At 69.9% G+C, this 18,898-nt stretch carries 16 protein-coding genes and 1 pseudogene; 7 read left to right on the top strand and 10 right to left on the bottom strand.

What is annotated here, in order from left to right:
- Window positions 1-127 precede the first annotated feature (127 nt).
- Together ACGFZS_RS20020 and ACGFZS_RS20025 are read left to right on the top strand one after the other, a co-directional pair.
- The gene (locus ACGFZS_RS20020; protein ID WP_393668046.1) at window positions 128-886 is read left to right on the top strand and encodes a GntR family transcriptional regulator; all 759 of its coding nucleotides are present in this window, start codon (window positions 128-130) and stop codon (window positions 884-886) included.
- A gap of 49 nt (window positions 887-935) precedes the next feature.
- On the top strand, window positions 936-2,195 hold the full coding sequence (locus ACGFZS_RS20025; protein WP_393668043.1) for an MFS transporter: 1,260 nt from the start codon (window positions 936-938) through the stop codon (window positions 2,193-2,195).
- Between the two features lie 55 nt (window positions 2,196-2,250).
- On the opposite strand, the gene ACGFZS_RS20030 is transcribed toward ACGFZS_RS20025, so the two are convergent.
- The 8 genes and pseudogenes from ACGFZS_RS20030 to ACGFZS_RS20065 form a co-directional block, all read right to left on the bottom strand.
- A complete protein-coding gene (locus ACGFZS_RS20030) occupies window positions 2,251-2,619 on the bottom strand; it encodes a hypothetical protein (protein ID WP_393668042.1) in 369 nt (122 codons plus the stop codon).
- Window positions 2,620-2,675: 56 nt separating this feature from the next.
- The gene (locus ACGFZS_RS20035; protein ID WP_393796220.1) at window positions 2,676-4,757 is read right to left on the bottom strand and encodes a hypothetical protein; all 2,082 of its coding nucleotides are present in this window, start codon (window positions 4,755-4,757) and stop codon (window positions 2,676-2,678) included.
- The gene (locus ACGFZS_RS20040) at window positions 4,754-6,562 is read right to left on the bottom strand and encodes a hypothetical protein (RefSeq protein WP_393668038.1); all 1,809 of its coding nucleotides are present in this window, start codon (window positions 6,560-6,562) and stop codon (window positions 4,754-4,756) included. The genes ACGFZS_RS20035 and ACGFZS_RS20040 overlap by 4 nt, the downstream gene beginning before the upstream one ends.
- A 55-nt stretch (window positions 6,563-6,617) precedes the next feature.
- Window positions 6,618-8,090, bottom strand: coding sequence for a tyrosine-type recombinase/integrase (locus tag ACGFZS_RS20045; RefSeq protein ID WP_393668036.1), 1,473 nt, complete (start codon window positions 8,088-8,090; stop codon window positions 6,618-6,620).
- Between the two features lie 118 nt (window positions 8,091-8,208).
- Window positions 8,209-8,310: pseudogene (locus ACGFZS_RS20050) on the bottom strand (ATP-dependent DNA ligase); the annotation flags it as partial.
- 66 nt (window positions 8,311-8,376) lie between these two features.
- Window positions 8,377-9,063 (bottom strand): response regulator, encoded by a 687-nt coding sequence (locus ACGFZS_RS20055; RefSeq protein WP_393796221.1) that lies wholly within the window; start codon window positions 9,061-9,063, stop codon window positions 8,377-8,379.
- Entirely contained in the window at window positions 9,060-10,280 is a 1,221-nt protein-coding gene (locus ACGFZS_RS20060; protein WP_393796222.1) for a sensor histidine kinase, read from the bottom strand. The genes ACGFZS_RS20055 and ACGFZS_RS20060 overlap by 4 nt, the downstream gene beginning before the upstream one ends.
- Window positions 10,281-10,593: 313 nt before the next feature.
- Complete coding sequence (locus ACGFZS_RS20065; RefSeq protein ID WP_393796223.1) at window positions 10,594-12,075, bottom strand: MFS transporter; 1,482 nt, start codon at window positions 12,073-12,075, stop codon at window positions 10,594-10,596.
- Between the two features lie 209 nt (window positions 12,076-12,284).
- Here ACGFZS_RS20065 and ACGFZS_RS20070 point away from each other — a divergent pair, with 209 nt between their 5' ends.
- Complete coding sequence (locus tag ACGFZS_RS20070; RefSeq protein ID WP_393796224.1) at window positions 12,285-12,941, top strand: TetR/AcrR family transcriptional regulator; 657 nt, start codon at window positions 12,285-12,287, stop codon at window positions 12,939-12,941.
- On the opposite strand, the gene ACGFZS_RS20075 is transcribed toward ACGFZS_RS20070, so the two are convergent.
- Window positions 12,925-13,965: a zinc-binding dehydrogenase gene (locus tag ACGFZS_RS20075; protein ID WP_393796225.1), complete on the bottom strand. Its 1,041-nt coding sequence runs from the start codon at window positions 13,963-13,965 to the stop codon at window positions 12,925-12,927. The genes ACGFZS_RS20070 and ACGFZS_RS20075 overlap by 17 nt on opposite strands.
- Before the next feature lie 306 nt (window positions 13,966-14,271).
- Between ACGFZS_RS20075 and ACGFZS_RS20080 the strand changes: the two genes are divergently transcribed.
- From ACGFZS_RS20080 to ACGFZS_RS20095, 4 genes are all read left to right on the top strand, one after another.
- A complete protein-coding gene (locus ACGFZS_RS20080; RefSeq protein ID WP_393668021.1) occupies window positions 14,272-14,997 on the top strand; it encodes a response regulator transcription factor in 726 nt (241 codons plus the stop codon).
- Window positions 14,998-15,335: 338 nt separating this feature from the next.
- Complete coding sequence (locus ACGFZS_RS20085; protein ID WP_393796226.1) at window positions 15,336-16,535, top strand: cytochrome P450; 1,200 nt, start codon at window positions 15,336-15,338, stop codon at window positions 16,533-16,535.
- A 34-nt stretch (window positions 16,536-16,569) separates the two neighbouring features.
- The gene (locus ACGFZS_RS20090) at window positions 16,570-16,767 is read left to right on the top strand and encodes a ferredoxin (protein ID WP_359223486.1); all 198 of its coding nucleotides are present in this window, start codon (window positions 16,570-16,572) and stop codon (window positions 16,765-16,767) included.
- The gene (locus ACGFZS_RS20095) at window positions 16,764-17,924 is read left to right on the top strand and encodes an NAD(P)/FAD-dependent oxidoreductase (RefSeq protein ID WP_393796227.1); all 1,161 of its coding nucleotides are present in this window, start codon (window positions 16,764-16,766) and stop codon (window positions 17,922-17,924) included. Before ACGFZS_RS20090 ends, ACGFZS_RS20095 begins: the two co-directional genes overlap by 4 nt.
- A 92-nt stretch (window positions 17,925-18,016) precedes the next feature.
- Here ACGFZS_RS20095 and ACGFZS_RS20100 read toward each other — a convergent pair whose 3' ends face one another.
- Window positions 18,017-18,874, bottom strand: coding sequence for a DMT family transporter (locus ACGFZS_RS20100; RefSeq protein WP_393796228.1), 858 nt, complete (start codon window positions 18,872-18,874; stop codon window positions 18,017-18,019).
- Window positions 18,875-18,898: the final 24 nt, after the last annotated feature.

Here is an 18,898-nt window from a genome sequence, read left to right on the forward strand (position 1 = left end):
CCACCTCGGTAGGCGCATGAACTCGGAGCGTATTTCTACTCCAGCAGCTTTTTCCTGGTGCAGTAACTTGCCAACGCCCCCTGGGAACGATCAGCTGCCGCAGGGCAGGACAGCCGGAGGATCATCCATGCCCCGAGAGGCGCCGTACCTCGCAGTAGCCGACGTGCTGCGCGCACGGATCCTCTCGGGAGAGTGGGAGATCGGGGAGCGCCTGCCGTCGCGGGCACGACTCGCCGTGGAGTACGGGGTCGGACGCAACGTCATGCAGAGGGCCATGGACCGTCTGATCATCGACGGTCTTCTCGAAGGACGCGCCGGATCGGGCACCTACGTCCGCACGCCGCGAGAGCGCCTGCGGCTGGTTCGCTCGCGGCACCGCGAACGCCGGGAGGGCTCCCGGCCTTGGCCCGATAGGAGGGAGCGGGGCAGGGCCGACGCCTGGGATTCACACAGTCAGGTGCGCGTCCCCGCCCCCGAGCCAATCGCCGAGCGACTCGCCATCAGCCCTGGGGACCTCTGTGTCAATACGCATTACGAGTTCCTCGCCGACGGGCAACCCGTCCAGCTTTCCGAATCCTGGGAGCCGATGGCTATCACGGATGGAACGCCGATTGTGCTGCCCGAGATGGGGCCCTTTGCAGGAAAGGGGGTGGTAGAACGTATGCGTTCGATTGGCGTGGTCATCGCGACTGTGGTTGAGGTGCCGCGCCCGGCTCGCGCCACCCAGGTGCAGGCGAACCTCTTGGGGATCAGCGTGGGGGACCTCGTGCTTCAGATCGAGCGGACCATCTTCGACACGGACGGACGCCCGGTGGAAACGGCCGACATGGTCATTCCGGACGTGCGCCGGGAAGTGGTCTACGAGTTCGGAGTCGGCCGTCCTTAGCCGTTGGAGCCATGAGACATGCATCGGAAATTCGACAGTAGGGTATGCCATGCCAAAATCCTCCCGGCTCGGCCTTTTACGTAATCAGGACTTCGGACGATTGTTTGCTGCCACTGCGCTCGGTCAGTTGGGCGACCGCATCATCTTTTTGGCCTTGCCTCTGGTTGCCATCGCGGCATTGCATGTCGACGAGTTCCAAGTGGGCTTACTGGCCGCGACGACTTCGGCGGGGTCGCTCCTGGTCGGGTTGCCGGCAGGTGCATGGGTGGACCGGATGCGGAAGCGATCGGTGATGGTCAGCACTGATCTCGCTCGCGCGCTGTCCCTCTTGACGGTTCCGATGGCGTGGTGGGCGGGCCTTCTCACCATCTGGTGGCTCTATGCAGTCGCCTTGATTCACGGAGTGTTGACTGTCTTCTTCGATGTTGCATACGTCAGCTATCTCCCGCACTTGGTGGGACGCCGCAATCTCGTGGAAGGAAACTCAAAACTGTCGGCGATACGCTCGGTGACCAGTATCAGCGGGCCGACGGTGGCAGGGCCGCTGGTCGGCCTGGTCGGAGCTCCTGCAACGCTTTTGGCGAGTTCAGCAGGGATGGCTATGTCAGGACTGCTCGCGATCACTATCCGGAAACGCGAACAGAAGCCTGAGCCGAGTGATCACCCTCAATTGGCCCGAGAGATCAAGGAGGGGCTGAAGTTCGTCATTAAGTCCCCTACCCTCCGTGCGATCATGCTGGGGGATGCGATATTCAACCTCTTCCTCGTCATGTATCAGACCATGTTGCTGGTCTTTTTGGAGCGGGAGATAGGTCTCCAGTCCTTTGGCATCGGCCTCATTTTTTCCGGAATGGGTTGTGGTGCCTTGCTGGGCGCACTGTTGGCAACCAGGGTCTCCAAGTGGGTCGGGCAAGGTCCGGTCATCTGGCTCGCGTCGCTGGTTACCTGTCCGTTGACCATGCTCATGCCGTTGGCGCGAACGGGTTGGAGCCTGTATGTGGCTGCGATCGGACTCGCGACTCTTTCAATGGGGGGAGTCGTCCGAGTGGTGACTCAGTCAAGCCTCCAGCAGGTCCTGACGCCGGATCGGCTTCTGGGCCGGATGAGCGCAACAGCTCGATTTGTTTCCTGGGGTGGCATACCTCTCGGTGGGCTTTTGGGTGGAGCCTCGGGCTCCGTGTTCGGAGCGGCAGGCACTTTGTGGATTGGTGCAGCGGGTATGACGCTGAGTGTCCTTCCCAACTTTCTGTCACCGCTTCGAACAATGCGCACGTTGCCTACGGAGAAGGCCCCCGAGTTCGCGCGTTGAGGTGTCGTTAATGGCTGACAAAAGGGCGCGCACAACCTGTAGGGCCAAGGGGTCTTCACTCCGTAATGAAGTGAGTGCGGTCGAGGGGGATGATGACGGCTGATTGTTTGGTGGCTTGCTCGCGCAGGGCTGCGTTCTCCGCGAGCAAGACGGCGATGACGGTAGCGGCTGCGTCGACCTGGTCCTGGAGTTTCTGCCGCTCTTGCCGGTTGTTCTTGAGCTGGCGGCGAAGGTCAGCGATCTCCTGCGTTTGCCGTTGGTCGTGGAGACTTGCCGGGCTCTGGCCGATGTGGTCGTCCCAGTCAGCGAGCACGTCGGTGGCGCGGTTCATGGTGGCTCGGCTGATGCCGGCCTCCCGCCAGAGGTTGTTCTTCGTCAGCTTGCCGTCGGTGCGGGACGGTCGGCCGGTGAGAAGTCGTTCCATAGCTTCTCGCAGTGCCTTCTCAGCCCGCGCGGAGACCTTGGGCCGAGGGGCCTCGCTCATGCGCCGTCTGCCTTCCTGATGGCGAGTTCGACGTCACGGATCTGTTCGTCGATGGCAGCTCGGCGGTTCGGGGGCAGCCGTGGCTGGTCACGGAGCCGGCTCAGCGAATCGTGCTCGGCCTTCCAGATCGGTAGGTGTTCGGGGGCGATGATGCTGTTGCTGCAGCGTGCGGGCTGGCAACGATCGATGAGCGGCCCTCGGTGTCCCGGGGGCACGATGGTGTCTTCCAGGCACTTCGCGCCGACGGGGTTGTTCTCGTCCAGGGTGCAGTGGTTGAGCTTTCCGAACCGGATCGACAGGTGCGTGCGCTTGAGCAGGCCGTGTTCGACGCGAACGTCCCCTCGCTGGGCCTTTCCGTTCGCTCGGAGGGCTTCGGCCTTCTCCCTGACGGCAGCGAAGGCCGAACGCATCTGGTCAGCGCCGGGCCCGAAGCCGATGGCCTCGCCGCGGCTGTCGGCGTCGAAGAGGTCCCTCAGCCGTTGGAGGCGGCGTTCGGCGATGGCGGTGGTGAGGAGACGGGCCCAGGAGGGGTCGTGATCCATGTAGCCCTGGGTCCAGCGGTTGGCCAGGGCTCGGGTGGCTGCGTGCTTGAGCTGCATGCCGACAGCGATTTCCGATCCGGGATAGTCGCGGGTGAGCATGGCCATGGTCCGGCGGAACATGTGCGGGGTGACCTTGCTGGGAGGGATCTTGGCGAGACCGGTGACGCTCCGGTGACGGTTGACGTGCTGGATGAAGCACCTGATGGCGGTCTGGCTGGTGAAGCCGCTGCCGTGGAAGCGCGGGGTGACCGCCGCGAAGGCGAGGGTGTCGCTCATCGATAGGTGCATGGCCGTTTCGATGGCCTGGGCAACCGGTGCGATGATCCACCAGTGGGCGGTGGGCAGGTCGGGATCGAGCTTGCGTTTGACCGACTTCACCGCCGGGGTGCCGAAGTACTCGGTGAGAGCGTCTTTGGTGATCTCGCGGATCTCGCAGTCACGCATCATCGACAGCGCGGCGACGAAGACATAGCAGGCATTGCGCAGGGCCAGGCACTCCACCGCGAGTTCGCGGGGCTGGAGACTGTCGTGCCAGGGGCCGCGGCTGCCGTCCGGCCTGGTCACCTCGCACAGTCCGTCGATCAGGCTGGTGCGGATGCGGCCCTCGGCAACGAGCCGTTCAGCGATGGCCCGGCGGGCCAGGCCGATGCGCTTCTGCTTGGTGAAGAAGGCCATCTTGCGGGACTCCAACCCCATCAGGAAGGTCAGCAGCTGCCAGTTCACCGTCGGTTTCCCTGTGAGCTGGTGCACGGGGACCCTGTTGCCGGGGTCGGCGACCCACGCGGTGAAGCGGGTGTCCGCCTCGGCCGTGGACAGTGGGAGGGCTTCGTCCTGGAGACGGCTCCAGTGATCGAGTGCGCGCAGGATGTCGGGGCCGAAGTCGTTGATGTACGCCCATGCGGCCCGGACGAGCGGGAACCATGTCTCCGGCCGGATCACAGGGGTTTTCAGTTCGGGGACGGTGGGATGGTTGACGACGGCGTTCGTGCTGGTGTCGGGCCAGGGATCGCGTGCCAGCCCGCTGCTGGCCAGTGTTCCCCGGAAACGGTGCAGGGTCTTGATCACGTGGACGTGTCCGGTGGCGCTGGCCGCTTCGCCCTGCTGGCAGCGGTGCTCGATGTAGGTCTTGAAGTCGTCGTCGCGCCAGTCGCCGACCCATGGGGGAAGCTGCCGGGAGACGCCGTGGGCGTGCAGGGCTCGCAGGTGTCCGATGCGCTGGGAGACCGTGTGCGGTGCCACCGGGTCGGGCGGAAGATGCAGCCCGCGGGCGAGTACGGCCGGGTGGCGCGGGTTGAACCAGATCATGGCCATCTCGCGGGCCAGGAGATTCCAGTGAGGGTCCAGCTCGCGGAAGAGCACGCGGAAGCCGCAGGCAGCCAGGTTCGGTGCCCTGCGGACGATGCCGTTCAGGTCCCAGCAGCCGGTGTTGCCGAACAGTGGCGGACAGGCGCCTTCCAGGACGGGGTGGGACTGGATGACGGGTTCGTCGTCCCGGAAGATTGAGACGGGCAGGGCGAGCGGCAGGCGGCTGGTCATGCGTCGAACTCCACGTGTGCCGAGAGGGGGAGAGGCAGGGCCGCTGTGCCGTCGGCGATCTGGCGGCGGGCCTGAGCGATCTCTGCGTCGGTGCGGGCCTTGACCGCTTCGGTGACGTTGGCGCGGCTCTGTCCCCAGAGCGTGTGGAAAAGCTGAGGCGACAGCCGCAGCCGCAGGCGTTCGAGATGGTCGGAGAAGAGCAGAAGCTGGGGCAGGTTCGAGGGCAGTACGAACGCGTTGCGGCATTCGAGGCAGCGGGTGGGAGCGACCGGGCAGAGCTGGCCGGCGCGTCCGTAGGGAGACGCGAAGGGGTCCCTGCAGCTGGAGACTCCCATGTCGAGCTGCCCGGTGCGCAGCTGTTCCACTTCTTCCTCCGACAGCCCCAGGGCGGCGGCAGAACCCGGCTGGCCCAGCGACCGCTCGGCTTCCTCGCCCAGCACGACGGGACCGGCCACCGCTTTGTCGAGCCAGCGCGTCTGTGCTGCGGTGATCACGCTGCCGGCGATCACCTTCAAGGTCGTGCCGTGCGCGTAGTGGCGGTGGAAGGTCTGGACCGAATGGTCGTCGGCGATGTCGCTGACGCGGCCCTTGAAGGTGATGGCCTTCTCGACCTTGCTGGACTTGCGCAGGCGCCGGATGTCCGGCTGTCCGTCGACGGACAGCCCTCGCTCTTGCAGCCAGCCGGCGAAGGTCGACGTCCGGTCGAGCCTGGCGGGTGTGACCTGTGGCCAAAACATTGCCGCCCGCAGGAACAGCGGGACAGGCGAGATACCGAACCTTTCGGCCAACGGCCTGTTCAGTTCCAGCAGCCGACGGCAGATCTCCCCGGCGTCGAGCCGCGGCCGGGCCGGGTGCAGCAGAGCTGGGCTCGTCGGTGCCGGTGTGCTGAACGCCTGGCGCATTCGGGCGCGGGCCCGGCCCTTGCTGAAGTCGATGGTCACGCTGGAGGAGCCGAACTCGATGTCGTGCTCGGTGAGCGCGGCCACTTCCTCCGGGGCCCGGCCCGTGGCTGCCATCAGCAAGATCCGGTAAGCCTGCAGATCGGAGTTGTGCAGGAACAGTTGCCTCACCAGGCCCCTGACGACAGCAACCTTGGCGGCGACCGGCTGGGTGCCGGCCGGTGCCAGTTGCCGCAGGCTCGGCGGCATGTCCCGCCAGGACGGCAGGGCCTTGCTGATCTCCGTGCAGTTCAGGGCATCGTGGGCGATCGCCCACAGGAGGTTGGCCTCCTCGGCCCAGCCGCCCTCGCGCGGATCACGGCCGCGGGCTGAGAGTTCCCAGCCGCGAGCGAGGCGTCTCTCGACGTCCAAGCGGGCGGCCCAGGCGGCCTGGACAATCTTCTTCCTGTCGGCCCGGGAGAACTCGTCCAGCTCAGTGGTCTCCCCTCGGCGAAGTCCCAGGGCCCCTTCGAGCCAGCCGTGCATGTGCCCGGCGACCACACGCTCGGCGTGGAGCGACCGCCGCCCGATCAGCGTCCTCAGCCGACCCGCGTGCCAGGACGGACTTCGCGAGCCGGGCCTGTGCCGGGAGGGCAGCAGACGGACCCATTCCGTCACCGCGTGATGCAGGTCCGGCTCGGTGCCCGCCAGACTCGCCCGATGCGGCCGGGGAACAGTGGCATCGACATGCTTGCAGAACGCCTCGATCGTCTGCCGGTAGTGCGTCGCCGAGGTCGGACCGTAACGGGCGTCCTCCACCAACTCCACCCACTCGTTCGCGAGTTCCCCCGCCAGCGTCGCGCAGGCGAAGCGTGCCGGATCGAACGTCACCGTCCGGGGGCGGCCCTGACCGTCGACCGTCGACACCTCGCGGACGCCGACCCGGGCCGGGGCCGCAGGGCGAGGAACAGGAGCGGGGAAATCACGGGTGTAGTGTCCGCGTCGGGGCATGGCCAGCGTCCTCCAAGTCCATCAGGGTGCGGGCGATCGTGATGTAGGAGGCGCCGCCGGCGGCCGTCCACTCGCGGAAGGCGTCATCGACCTCCCGCATCGGGTCCTTCAGGTAGCGGATGTAGCGGTAGGTGGTCGACGGGTGTGCGTGGCCAAGGCGGCGCTGGACCACCAGCAGCGGATTGCCGGTCATGTGGTCCAGCAGCGTGGACATCGGCAGTCCCTGGTCCTCGGCGTCGTTCAGGGCCTCGCGCGTCAGGAAGATCAATAGTCGCAAGGCGAAGGTGTGCCGAAGGTCGTGGTAGACCCAGCACCGCCTGGGCAGCACCGGCGCGTGCCGGTCGCCGGCCCACGCCTTCATCCGGTCCCAGGCCCTCCAGCGGATCTTGTCCCAAGCCGAGAAGGTGAGCATCCTGCCGCCCTGACCGATGAACAGCGCAAGCGGATCGAGGCCCTCACCGGTCTCTACCACCGCTAGACGCCGAAGGTCCGGCTTCATGTTCTTGACCGTGCGCGTGATCGTCCGGCCGTCGAGTACCCCGCGGACCCTCGTGCCGTCGGCCTCCAGGCTATGGATTACGAACAGCTCTCGGTGCCGCCGTCGAAGTGAGCGTTGGGCCCTCGCCACGATCTCCGGACGTTCGAGCAGCAGGTAGGGACCGAGCAGTTCCATCGGGTCCGGTGCGACATAGACCGAGCGCGGCCGTCCGAACTTGGCGCAAGCCTTCAGCTCGACGTCCGCGAACGCCGGCCGCCGGCCATCCACCAGACCGAGCTCGGGCAGGAGCAAGGTGGACCACTCTTGGATCCGCATCCCCGTCATCAGCGCCAGCTCGCAGGCGGCGCGGTTTCGGTGGGGCCGCCAGCCCCGGAACGAGACATCCAGTCCGGCGCCCGGAGTCAGTCCTCCGAATCCGACGTCCCTCAGGTAGAGGTACTGGTCAAGCTCCATATGCCGGACGCGCAGGTCAGGGCGGATTCTGCTGGCGAGGTTGTCACGCTGCGGTGTCGCCCGCCAGGGCTGCCGGGTGACGACACCGATCCGGATCAGATACCGGTAAAGAGACTCGATGGCAGCCCAGTCCCGGTCCCAGGCGGCGTCACCGACCACCTCCTCCGCCTCGTCCTGCCGCCACAGACGAAACTCCCGAAGGTCTGTCTCCGTGACCGACTGCAGGTCCCTCTCACGCGCCAGCAGGAAGTGCAGCAGCATCAGCACGGAGTACGCGTACGAACGCATCGTCTTCGCGTCCTTGCGTTCCAGCGCCAGCGACCGGAACCACGACGACACCGGCTCGACCGGGCGCATCGCTTCATCCAGCAGGATCGGCGTACCCGAAGGCACCAGACGCCGGGCGAACAGAGCTGACAGCTCTGCCTGACTCAATCCAGCGACCTGGCCGACCTTCCAGACCTTCCGCTGGTCGGTGAAGAACAGATGCACGTAACCCCACAGGCGAGCGTCACCACTCTGGCAACGTGCAGTCTTTCGGTGCCAGTCGGAGGTGTGCTGGGAGATGCCGCGATGTCACTCGGATGAGACAACTTCAAGTGTCTGGAGAACCGTCCTGTTTGGTCTCGTAGGCCCACCGGGTGTCCTGCGCGGCGGGCGGCAGCCTGCCGGGGGTGGCGAGCATGGGCGGGATCAGCGGCAGCGCGGTCACGCAGAAGAGGTGGCCCGGCCGGGGCCCGCGCACGCGCCCCGCGGCACCGGTTCCCCCGAACAGGCCTCAGCCGTCCTGGGCCGGCGGCGGGGGCTGCACCAGCCCCGACTGGTAGGCCATCACCACGAGTTGGGCCCGGTCCCGGGCGTCCAGCTTGGTCATCGCCCGGTGGACGTGGGTGCGCACGGTCAGCGGCGAGACGAAGAGCTTCTCGGCGATCTCCTCGTTGGAGCGGCCCTGTGCCGCCAGCGCCATGACCTCGCGTTCGCGCGCGGTGAGCACCCGCAGCTGCTCGGGGGCGGCGAGCCGGGCGCCGGGCGCGGGCGTGGCCAGGAACCGGCTGATCAGGGTGCGGGTCGCGGTGGGCGAGAGCAGCGACTCGCCGGAGGCCACCGTGCGGATCCCGGCCAGCAGCGCCTCCGCCGTCACGTCCTTGCCGAGGAAGCCGCTGGCCCCGGACCGCAGCGCCTGCGCCACGTACTCGTCGACCTCGAAGGTGGTCAGGATCAGCACCCGGACGCCGGACAGCTCCGGGTCCGCGCAGACGGCGGCCGTGGCGGCCAGCCCGTCGGTGCCGGGCATCCTGATGTCCATCAGCACGATGTCGGGCCGCAGCTCACGGGTGAGGGTGACGGCCTCGGCGCCGTCGGTGGCCTCGCCGACCACTGTCATGTCGGCGCAGGAGTCGATCAGGATCCGGAAGGTGGCCCGCAGCAGGGCCTGGTCGTCGGCGAGGAGCACGCGGATGGTCATGAGGTCCGTTCTTCCGGTTCCGGTTCCGTTTCCGTGGCACTGGGGTACAGCGGCAGCCGGGTGGTGACTTCGAAGCCGCCCCCGTCCCGGTGCCCGGCGGCGAAGGCACCGCCGACCGACTGGGCCCGCTCGCGCATCCCGATCAGCCCGAAGCCGCTCCCGGAAGCGGTGGCGGTCGGCGCGGTGGCGGTGCCGTCGTCGGTGACGGTGAGGGTCAGCCGGTCCGGGGACCAGCCGAGCCGGACGTACGCGGCCTCGGCGGCGGCATGCTTGGTGACGTTGGTCAGCGCCTCCTGCACGATCCGGTACGCCGTGAGGTCCACGCCGGCCGTCAGCGGGCGCGGGGTGCCCTCGACGCTGACGTGCACCGTGAGCCCGGCCGTCTCGCAGGCCTCGGTGAGCTCCGGCAGCTGGGCGAGACCGGGGCTCGGCGCCAGCGGCAGGTCTGGGTCGTCGGTCTGCCGCAGCAGGCCCACGGTGGCCTTCAGCTCGCGCAGCGCGGAGGCGGTCGTACCGGCGAGATCGCCGAGGATCCGGTGCACCTGGTCGGGATGGGTGCGCGAGAGGTGGGCCGCCGTCCCGGCCTGGGCGTTGGCCAGCGCGAGATGGTGGGCGACCACGTCGTGCAGCTCCCGCGCGATCCGTATCCGCTCCTCCCCGACCCGGTGCCGGGCCTCCTCCTCGCGGCTGCGCTCCGCGTACTCCGCCCGCGCCTGTACGGCCTCCAGGTACGCGCCCTGCAGCCGGACGGCGTTGCCGGCCACGATCGGCAGCAGCAGCCAGGCGGCCGGGCTGATCGTCTTCAGCGGCCAGGGGACGGCCCCGGGGCCGAAGACCGTCGCGGCGCCCACCACCAGCGCGAGACCGGCGAAGTAGTAGCGGCGCGCGGTCGGCCGGTCGGTGTCGACGGCCAGCCGGTACAGCGCCAGCATCAGCCCGCCCAGCAGCAGCGGGGTGGGCAGGTGCCCCAGCCCCGAGGCCGCCGCGGTGCAGACCGCGCTGACGGCGACGACCGTGCGCGGCCGGCTCCGCTGCCAGAGCAGGGCACCGCAGCCGACGGCGGCGAGGGCGATGGTGATCCCGACCTCGTGCGGCCGCTCGTCGCTGCTCATGGTGATCTCGCTGCCGAACAGGAACGAGGCGAACAGCAGGACGGACGCCATGGTGTCGGCGGTCCGGGCGTGTTCTTCGGCATAGCGCTGCCAGGGGGTGCTCATCGGTCGCTCCGGTCGGTCTCTGCTCTGACCATGGTCGGCGATGCCCGGCCGGGACGGTCGGCGTACGGCTGAGCGCGTCCCAGCGCTCCGGGTGGCCGTACCGCTGTACTCGGGGACCGGTCCAGGCTCCCGGAACCATCCCGTCCTGTCGTCGTGCGATTGCCGTCGATCCCGGCTACTGAGGACGCAGTACGAGCGCGGCCGCCGTCATCCCGGCGGCCGACGGTCCGCCGCGCGAGGCGGCGTACCGCGTCGAAAGCGTGGCGCGGGCCGCCCGCCGGCGAACGGCCCGCTCCACCGTGGCTCATCGCGCTCAGTGCACGGACTCGGCCGTGGGCTCGGCCGGGACCGGAACGGGCTCCGCCGCGGCCGGCCGGCGGCCGGGCAGGAAGGAGGCGAGGACGAAGGCCAGGACGGCCGCGCCCGCGCCGATCGCCATGACGACCTTGAAGGCGTTCTCGGACGGCAGGGTGGCGGTGCCGAGGCTGATCGTCATCTGGGCCAGGATCACACCGGCGACGGCGCTCGCCACCGACGTACCGATGGACCGCATCAGCGTGTTGAGGCTGTTCGCGGCGGCCGTCTCCGAGGCCGGGACGGCGCCCATGATCAGGGCGGGCATCGCACCGTACGCGAAGCCGACACCGGCGCCGATGACGCAGGAGACCAGGATCAGGTGCCAGACCTCGGACATCAGGACGATGTTGAGGCCGTAGCCGGCGGCGACGATCACCGCGCCGATCATCAGCGTGATCTTCGGTCCCCTGGCCTTGGTGATGGCGGCCGAGACCGGGGCGAAGGCCATCATCACCAGACCCTGCGGGGCCATCACCAGACCGACCGTCAGCATCGACCTGCCGAGGCCGTAGCCCGTCTGGGTCGGCAGCTGCAGCAGCTGGGGGAGGACCAGGGACATCGCGAACATCGAGAAGCCGAACGCGATCGAGGCGAGGTTGGTGAAGAGCACCTGGCGGCGGACCGTGGTGCGCAGGTCGACCAGCGGCTGCGGGGTGCGCAGTTCGAAGAAGCCCCAGGCGACGAGCACGACCACCGCGACCGCGAACAGGCCGAGCGTGGTGCCGCTCGCCCAGCCCCAGTCGGCGCCCTTGGAGACGGCCAGCAGCAGCGAGACCAGACCGACCGCGAGGCCGACGGCGCCGACCGCGTCGAAGCGGCCGCCCGAGCGCACCTTGGACTCCGGGACCAGCAGCATGACCAGCGCGAAGGCGACGACACCGAGGGCGGCCGAGGTCCAGAACAGCACATGCCAGTCGAAGTGGTCGGCGATGAAGGCCGCGGACGGCAGACCGAGCGCGCCGCCGACGCCGAGTGAGGCGCTCATCAGCGCGGTCGAGCCCGCGAGGCGCTCCGGCGGCAGCTCGTCGCGCATGATGCTGATGCCCAGCGGGACCACGGCGGCCGCGAGGCCCTGGAGGGCACGGCCGACGATCATCGGGACCAGGGTGTCGCTCAGCGCGGCCACCACCGAGCCGCAGACCAGCAGCACCAGGCTGACCAGCAGCATCAGCCGCTTGCCGAACATGTCGCCGAGACGGCCGGCCACCGGGGTGGCCACGGCGGCGGCCAGCAGGGTCGCCGTCACCGCCCAGGCCGCGTTGGACGCCGAGGCGTCCAGGTACTTCGGCAGCTCCGGGACGATCGGGATCACCAGGGTCTGCATGAGCGAGACGGTGATACCGGCCAGGGCCAGCACCGCCACCACCGCGTTGGGATGGGGGCCCGCGGGGCGCGCGGGCCCGGCGGACCCGGCGGGCCGGACAGGGGCTTCGGACATGGGAGAGGGCCTCCGTAGGCAGAACAGGGAGCGACGTGACCCTTTTTTAAGTCAGTCGCTTGACTTACGTTACTGGTACGGATGGCGGCATCGCGCACCGCCGCCGCGTAGGCTCTTTCGGCTGGACCTCGCCGCCCCGGGCGAGGCCCCGGTACGGCTCGCGGGACCGGCCGGTCCGGGCGGTGCGCGGTCCCGGAGCGGTGGTGGGCATGGCGGGCAGGACGGCGCGGGCGGAGCAGGCCGGCGCGACACGGGAGGTCATCCTCGGCACGGCGGAACGGCTCTTCGCCGAACAGGGCGTCTACGCCGTGTCCAACCGCCAGGTCAGCGAGGCCGCCGGCCAGGGCAACAACGCGGCCGTCGGCTACCACTTCGGCACCAAGGCCGACCTGGTCCGCGCGATCGCCGCCCGGCACTTCGGGCAGATCGAGGAGATCCGGGCCCGCCTGCTGGCCTCCGTCGGCGACTCCGACGACATCCGAGGCTGGGTGGACTGCCTGGTCCGCCCGATCACCGAGCACCTCGCGGGGCTGGGCAGCCCCACCTGGTACGCCCGCTTCTGCGCCCAGGTGGCGACCGACCCGGCCCTCTACGAGATCATGGTCGAGGAATCCCTGAACTCGCCGTCGCTGCGCCAGGCCGCGGCCGAGCTGACCCGCCGGCTGCCCGAGCTGCCCGCCGAGGTCCGCACCGAACGCGCCCAGATGGCCCGCACCCTGATCCTGCACACCTGCGCCGAGCGCGAGCGCGCCCTCGCCGAGGGCACCGACACACCCCGCGCCACCTGGGACGACGCGGCCACCGGGCTCGCCGACGCGCTGCTCGGGATGTGGCTGGCGCCGGTCACCGCTACGCGTCGAAGGTGACGACGACCTTCTCGGCGGCGCCCGGGGTGAGCGTCAGCTGGAAGGCGCCCTCCACGTCGGTGAACGGGACGCGGTGGCTGATCAGCTTCGCGAACCGTTCGTGGTGCTCGACCAGTTCGGGGGTGACCTCGAAGATCTCGGTCGGGTAGCCCTGCGAGGCGATGAGCGTCAGCTCGCTGCGCAGCATGCCGCCCAGGTCGACCTCCCCCTTCTTCTGCACGGCGACCATGACCAGGCTGGCGTGCCACTTCGCGTTGGCCACCACGGTGTCGAAGACGACCGGGGCACCGGCCGCGTCGATGAAGATGTCGGTGTCCGGGCGGGGCTGGCCCAGCGCGTTGGCGCCCTGCCCGTGCAGCTCGGTCAGCCGCGCGGTGACGTCCTCCTCGGCCGAGTTGATGACCGCGTCCGCGCCCACGGCCAGCGCCTTCTCCAGCCGGGCCGGGATGACGTCGGCGACGACCACGTGCCGGACGCCGCGCAGCTTCAGCCAGATCGCCGCGCCCAGTCCGATCGGGCCCGCGCCGAAGACGACCACCTTGTCGTCCGGACCGGCCTCGGAGCGGTTGACCGCGTGCCGGGAGACGGCCATCGGCTCGTTGAGGGCGGCGACCTCGAACGGCACGGTCTCCGGGAACACCGCGACGCTCCGGCCGACCTCGGCGTTCTCGATCAGCAGGTACTCGCTCAGCGCGCCGTACCGGCCGCCGCAGCCGATGATCCCGGTGGGCGCGTCCTGCGGGTTCACCACCACCCGGTCGCCCACCTTCAGCCCGGTGACCTCGGCGCCGGCCTCGACGATCTCACCGGCCGGCTCATGGCCCAGCGGGACCGGGACCAGGTCGCCGCCCAGGTGGGCGCGGGCGGGCATGCCGCCCATGTGCAGGAAGGTGACGTCGGTGCCGCAGATACCGCCCGCGCGGATCTTCAGCAGCACGTCCTTCGGGCCGGGCACGGGACGCTCGACGTCCACGACCTCGATCCTGCCGACGCCACCGGTCTGTACGGACTTCATCGTGGCCATGGGGTGCTTCTCGCTTTCTTGGAGGTACCGGCCCGGGCGGGCCGCCGGGGCTCGCCCGGGGGTGGTGCGGTTGTGGTGGGTGCCCTCGGGCCGGGTGCCGGGCCGGGGGGAGTGGGCCGGCGGCCCGGCCCGAGGGCTGCGCCGGTACCCGTCCCCACGGGTCCGGCGCCCGGGCCTGCCGCCGGGCAGGCCCCTCGGGGCGGCCTCCGCTCAGAGCGACCCCGATTACTTGAGTTAGGCAAGCATATGTGGCTTACTTGAGTCAAGCAAGCGAATTGCCCGGCGCTCACGAAGGAACGGCTCCCCATGTACGGCAGCTCCCCGGCACCGCAGGTGCTCGCCCGTGGCAGCGGACAACATCTCCTGGTCGCCGCCGGTGACCCGGACATCGCCGAACTCCTCGCCACCACACTGGAGTTGGCGGGCTATCGGATCGGCCTGGCGGACAGTGGTGCCGACGTGGTCCGGCGGTTCGCCGAGCACCGGTTCGACCTCGTCGTCATCGACGCCGAACTGCCCGGACTCGACGACCTCACCCGGGGTGGCCGGTTCAAACCCGCCTACCGGCCACCCGTCCTCCTCCTGGCCGACTGCGACTCCCTGGCCCGGCTGGTGCCCGAACTCGGCGCCGGCGAGCGGGACTGCGTCACCAAGCCCTTCCGGATCGCCGAAGTCCTCGCCCGGGTGAAGGTGCTGCTCCGGGACCGGGGTGACGGCGGCCGCCTGGGAAGCGTGCTCGACCACGCCGACCTGGTCCTGGACGACGGCACCTGCCGGGCCCGCCGCGGCGGCCGCAGCCTGGACCTCACGCCCGCCGAGTACCGGCTGCTGCGCCACCTGCTCGTCAACGCCGACAAGGTGCTGTCCAAGGAGCAGATCAGCCGCTACGTCTGGGGCGAGTTCCGGGGCGACAACGCCATCGAGCAACTGGTCTCCCGGCTCAGGCGCAAGGTGGACCACGACGCGTCCGCGCTGATCCACACCCGGCGGGGCTTCGGCTACTGGCTGGGGGAGTCGACGGACGGTGGGTGAAGGATTCGCGATGGTGTCCGGGAGCAAATGTGCGGGCTGCGGTGCCGATCGGTCGCCGATGGGTGTCCGGGTGGTGGGGGTGGCGGTCGTCGGGTGCGCACACAGTGTCCTGACACCGTGTCAACCTCCCTTTTCCGTCGGCAGATTCACGCCATCTGCCACTGATGTGCCAGGTACGGCAACAGTGCTGCGGTGTGATCCGGACCACGTCAGCCCGTTGTCAGGAATCTGACCGGAACCAGTCAGTCCCGCCTGTTTGCATGTGCTCATCGAGGCCTCGCTTCCATCATCCCGGCGCTCCGCGGCGAGCGGAGTCCCCCCACCCCGAGGAGACAGAGATGGCCGACACCCTGACGGACTACCCGATGTCCCGGGCCCCCGGCTGCCCCTTCGACCCGCCCCCGGCCCTGACCGCCGCCCAGGAGGAGGGCCCCCTCACCAAGGTCCGGCTCTGGGACGGCAAGGACTACTGGCTGCTCACCCGGTACGCGGACCAGCGCGCCCTGCTGCTCGACCCCCGGCTGAGCGCCGATCTCACCCGGCCCGGATATCCGCTGCAGATGCCGGTCACCGACGGCGGGAACACCGCCAGCTTCATCATGATGGACGACCCCGAGCACGCCCGGCTGCGCCGTATGGTCACCGCGCCGTTCGCGATCAAGCGCGTCGACGCCATGCGGCCTGCCGTGCAGAAGATCGTCGACGACCTGATCGACGAGATGCTGGCCGGGCCCAACCCCGTCGATCTGGTCGAGGCCTTCGCGCTCCCGGTGCCCTCGCTGGTCATCTGCGCGCTGCTCGGCGTCCCCTACGACGACCACGACTTTTTCCAGGAGAACAGCAGGCTGCTCATCAGCCGCGACACCACCGTCGAGGACCGGACGGCCGCCCACGGCAGGCTCGCCGAGTACCTCGACCGGCTGATGGGCGAGAAGATGGAGCGCCCCGCCGACGACCTGTTCTCCGGGCTCGTGGCCCGGGTGCGGGCCGGCGAGCTGACCCGGCTGGGCGCCGCGCAGATGGGCGTCCTGCTGCTGCTCGCCGGGCACGAGACCACCGCCAACATGATCGCGCTCGGCACCCTCGCCCTGCTCGAACACCCCGAGCAGCTGGCCCTGTTGCGGGACACCGACGACCCCGCGGCGATCGCGGGCGCGGTCGAGGAACTGCTGCGCTACCTGAGCATCGTGCACAGCGGCAGGCGCCGTGCGGTCCTCGATGACATCAAGGTGGGCGGGCAGGTGATCCGCGCCGGTGAGGGCGTGATCATGCCCAACGAGATCGCCAACCGCGACCCCGAGGTCTTCGCCGACCCCGACCGCCTCGACCTGACCCGCGACGCCCGCCGCCATGTCGCCTTCGGCTTCGGCGTCCACCAGTGCCTGGGCCAGCCGCTGGCCCGGATGGAACTCCAGGTGGTCTACGGCACCCTCTACCGCCGCATCCCCACCCTCCGCCTCGCCGCCGACATCAACGACCTCCCGTTCAAGCACAACGGCGGTGTGTACGGCGTCCACGAACTCCCCGTCACCTGGTGACCCCACCCCCCGAAGGAAAGCTGAGGAGAACACCATGCATGTCGAACTGGACGAACCGAAGTGTGTCGCGTCCGGGCAGTGCGTGCTCGTCGCCCCCGAGGTCTTCGACCAGCGGGACGAGGACGGCATCGCCTTCGTGATCGACGAGAACCCGGCCGAGGAGGCCCTCGACGACGTCCGCGAAGCCGTCGCGATCTGCCCGGCCGCCGCGATCCGGCTGGCGGAGAAGTGAACCGGATCGTGGTCGTCGGCGCCTCCGCCGCGGGGCTCGCGGCGGTCGAGACGCTCCGGCGCGAGGGCTACGACGGCACGCTCACCCTCGTCGGCGACGAACTCCACGCGCCGTACGACCGGCCGCCGCTCTCCAAGCAGGTGCTGTCGGCCGAGTGGGCGCCCGAGCGGGTGGTACTGCGGGCGCCCGTGGAACTCGACGCCCTGGGGCTGGAGTTGCGGCTCGGGACGGCGGCGGCCGGGCTGGACGTGGCGGACCGTACGGTGCGTCTGGCCGACGGCTCGGAGCTGTCGTACGACGGGCTGATCCTGGCCACGGGGGTGCGGCCGCGCCGGCTGCCGGGGGAGGGGGCGCATGTGCTGCGCACCCTCGACGACGCGCTGACCCTGCGGGAGCGGCTCGGTCCGGGGCAGCGGCTGGTGGTGGTCGGCGCCGGGTTCCTCGGCGCGGAGGCCGCCGCCGTCGCCTGGAAGCTGGGCGCGCGGGTGACGCTGCTCGAACCGGTGCCGGTGCCGCTCGCGCACGCGGTCGGCGAGGCGGTGGGGCGGGTGCTGTCCCGGACCCATCGGGAGCGGGGCGTGGACCTGCGGACCGGGGTCGGCGTGAGCGAGGTGACCGAGGACGGGGTGCGGCTCGCCGACGGGGAGGAGATCGAGGCCGACGAAGTGCTGGTCGCGATCGGCTCCCTGCCGAACACGGAGTGGCTGGCCGGGAGCGGGCTCTCGGTGGGCGACGGGGTGGTCTGCGACGAGTACTGCGAGGCCGCGCGCGATGTGTACGCGGCCGGGGACGTGGCTCGGTGGTACAACCCGCTGTTCGGGGTCTCCATGCGGATCGAGCACCGGACGAACGCGGCGGAGCAGGGCATGGCCGCGGCCCGCAATCTCCTCCGTCCCGGGGCGCGCAAGGCGTTCGCGCCGGTGCCGTACTTCTGGTCGGACCAGTACGAGATGAAGGTCCAGGCGTACGGGTACCTGCGCGGGCACGAGGAAGTGCGGGTCGTGGAGGGGGAGTTGGAGGAGGGGCGGTTCGTGGCCGCGTATCGGACGGGGGAGCGGTTGAGCGGGGTGCTTGCGGTGGGGGTGCCGCCGAAGGTGCTTCGGGGGTGGCGGCAGGCGATCGTGGCGGGAGCGGCTTGGAAGGAAGCGGTTGGGTAATGGGGGGTGGTTCGGTCGTGGGTGGACTGCGGGCCGGTGGGGGCTGGTCGCGCCCACGCGGCGGAGCCGCACATCGATACAGCCCCGCGCCCCTAGCGGGGCGTGAGACTTACGGCGTTCGCGGCTACCACCGCGCCGATCCCCGCCCACTCGGCGACCCCCAGGCTCTGCCCCAGCACCACCCACCCCACCACCGCTGCCAGGACCGGGTTGACGCTCATGAACAGGCCGAAGGTCTGGGCCGGGATCTTGCGGAGGGTGAGGAGGTCGGCCAGGTAGGGGACGGCTGAGGAGAGGACGCCGGCGGCCACCGCGCAGAGGATCGCGCCGGCCGTCGGTGGGTGTCGTACCGCCAGCACGATCCCGACCGGCAGGAACGTGAACGCCGAGACGGACGCGGCCGCCGCCGAGCCCTGGGCGCCCGGGACGCGGCGGCCGACGAGGCGGTTGAGGAGGATGTAGGAGGCCCAGCAGCAGGCGGCTATGAGGCCCAGGGCCATGCCCGGGTAGTCGGTCGAGGGCTGGGGGCGCATCAGGACGACCACGCCGGCGGCGGCCAGGAGCGCGCAGCAGGCGTCCAGTCGGCGGCGGGACGCGGCCAGCGCGATGCTCAGCGGGCCGAGGAACTCCAGGGTGACCGCCAGGCCGAGGCCGATGCGGTCGATCGCGGTGTACAGGGTCAGGTTCATGGTGCCGAAGACCACGGCCAGCAGCAGGACCGGCCACCACTGCCGCCAGGTGAACGCACGCACGCGGGGGCGGCCGACGGCGACCAGGACGAGGGCGGCGACGTACTGCCGTACCGCCACCACGCCCAGCGGGCCGAGGACCGGGAAGGCCAGGGAGCCGATGGCCGCGCCGGTCTGGTTGGACAGGCCGCTGCCGAACATGGTGGCCACGCCGGCCGGCAGCGCCGGGGAGGCGGCCGGGCGTTCGAGGGTTCGTCGCATGAGAGCAGAGTCCGCCCGGTCGGC

It is taken from the genome of Streptomyces sp. NPDC048288 (genome assembly GCF_043201555.1).
Taxonomy (GTDB): domain Bacteria; phylum Actinomycetota; class Actinomycetes; order Streptomycetales; family Streptomycetaceae; genus Streptomyces.

Excerpts from the sequence above, each read along its gene's own strand:
- ACGFZS_RS20020 (WP_393668046.1), top strand. The coding sequence starts at position 128 with ATGCCCCGAGAGGCGCCGTACCTCGCAGTAGCCGACGTGCTGCGCGCA.
- ACGFZS_RS20025 (WP_393668043.1), top strand. The coding sequence starts at position 936 with ATGCCAAAATCCTCCCGGCTCGGCCTTTTACGTAATCAGGACTTCGGA.
- ACGFZS_RS20030 (WP_393668042.1), bottom strand. The coding sequence starts at position 2,619 with ATGGAACGACTTCTCACCGGCCGACCGTCCCGCACCGACGGCAAGCTG.
- ACGFZS_RS20035 (WP_393796220.1), bottom strand. The coding sequence starts at position 4,757 with ATGACCAGCCGCCTGCCGCTCGCCCTGCCCGTCTCAATCTTCCGGGAC.
- ACGFZS_RS20055 (WP_393796221.1), bottom strand. The coding sequence starts at position 9,063 with ATGACCATCCGCGTGCTCCTCGCCGACGACCAGGCCCTGCTGCGGGCC.
- ACGFZS_RS20060 (WP_393796222.1), bottom strand. The coding sequence starts at position 10,280 with ATGAGCACCCCCTGGCAGCGCTATGCCGAAGAACACGCCCGGACCGCC.
- ACGFZS_RS20065 (WP_393796223.1), bottom strand. The coding sequence starts at position 12,075 with ATGTCCGAAGCCCCTGTCCGGCCCGCCGGGTCCGCCGGGCCCGCGCGC.
- ACGFZS_RS20070 (WP_393796224.1), top strand. The coding sequence starts at position 12,285 with ATGGCGGGCAGGACGGCGCGGGCGGAGCAGGCCGGCGCGACACGGGAG.
- ACGFZS_RS20075 (WP_393796225.1), bottom strand. The coding sequence starts at position 13,965 with ATGGCCACGATGAAGTCCGTACAGACCGGTGGCGTCGGCAGGATCGAG.
- ACGFZS_RS20080 (WP_393668021.1), top strand. The coding sequence starts at position 14,272 with ATGTACGGCAGCTCCCCGGCACCGCAGGTGCTCGCCCGTGGCAGCGGA.
- ACGFZS_RS20085 (WP_393796226.1), top strand. The coding sequence starts at position 15,336 with ATGGCCGACACCCTGACGGACTACCCGATGTCCCGGGCCCCCGGCTGC.
- ACGFZS_RS20090 (WP_359223486.1), top strand. The coding sequence starts at position 16,570 with ATGCATGTCGAACTGGACGAACCGAAGTGTGTCGCGTCCGGGCAGTGC.
- ACGFZS_RS20100 (WP_393796228.1), bottom strand. The coding sequence starts at position 18,874 with ATGCGACGAACCCTCGAACGCCCGGCCGCCTCCCCGGCGCTGCCGGCC.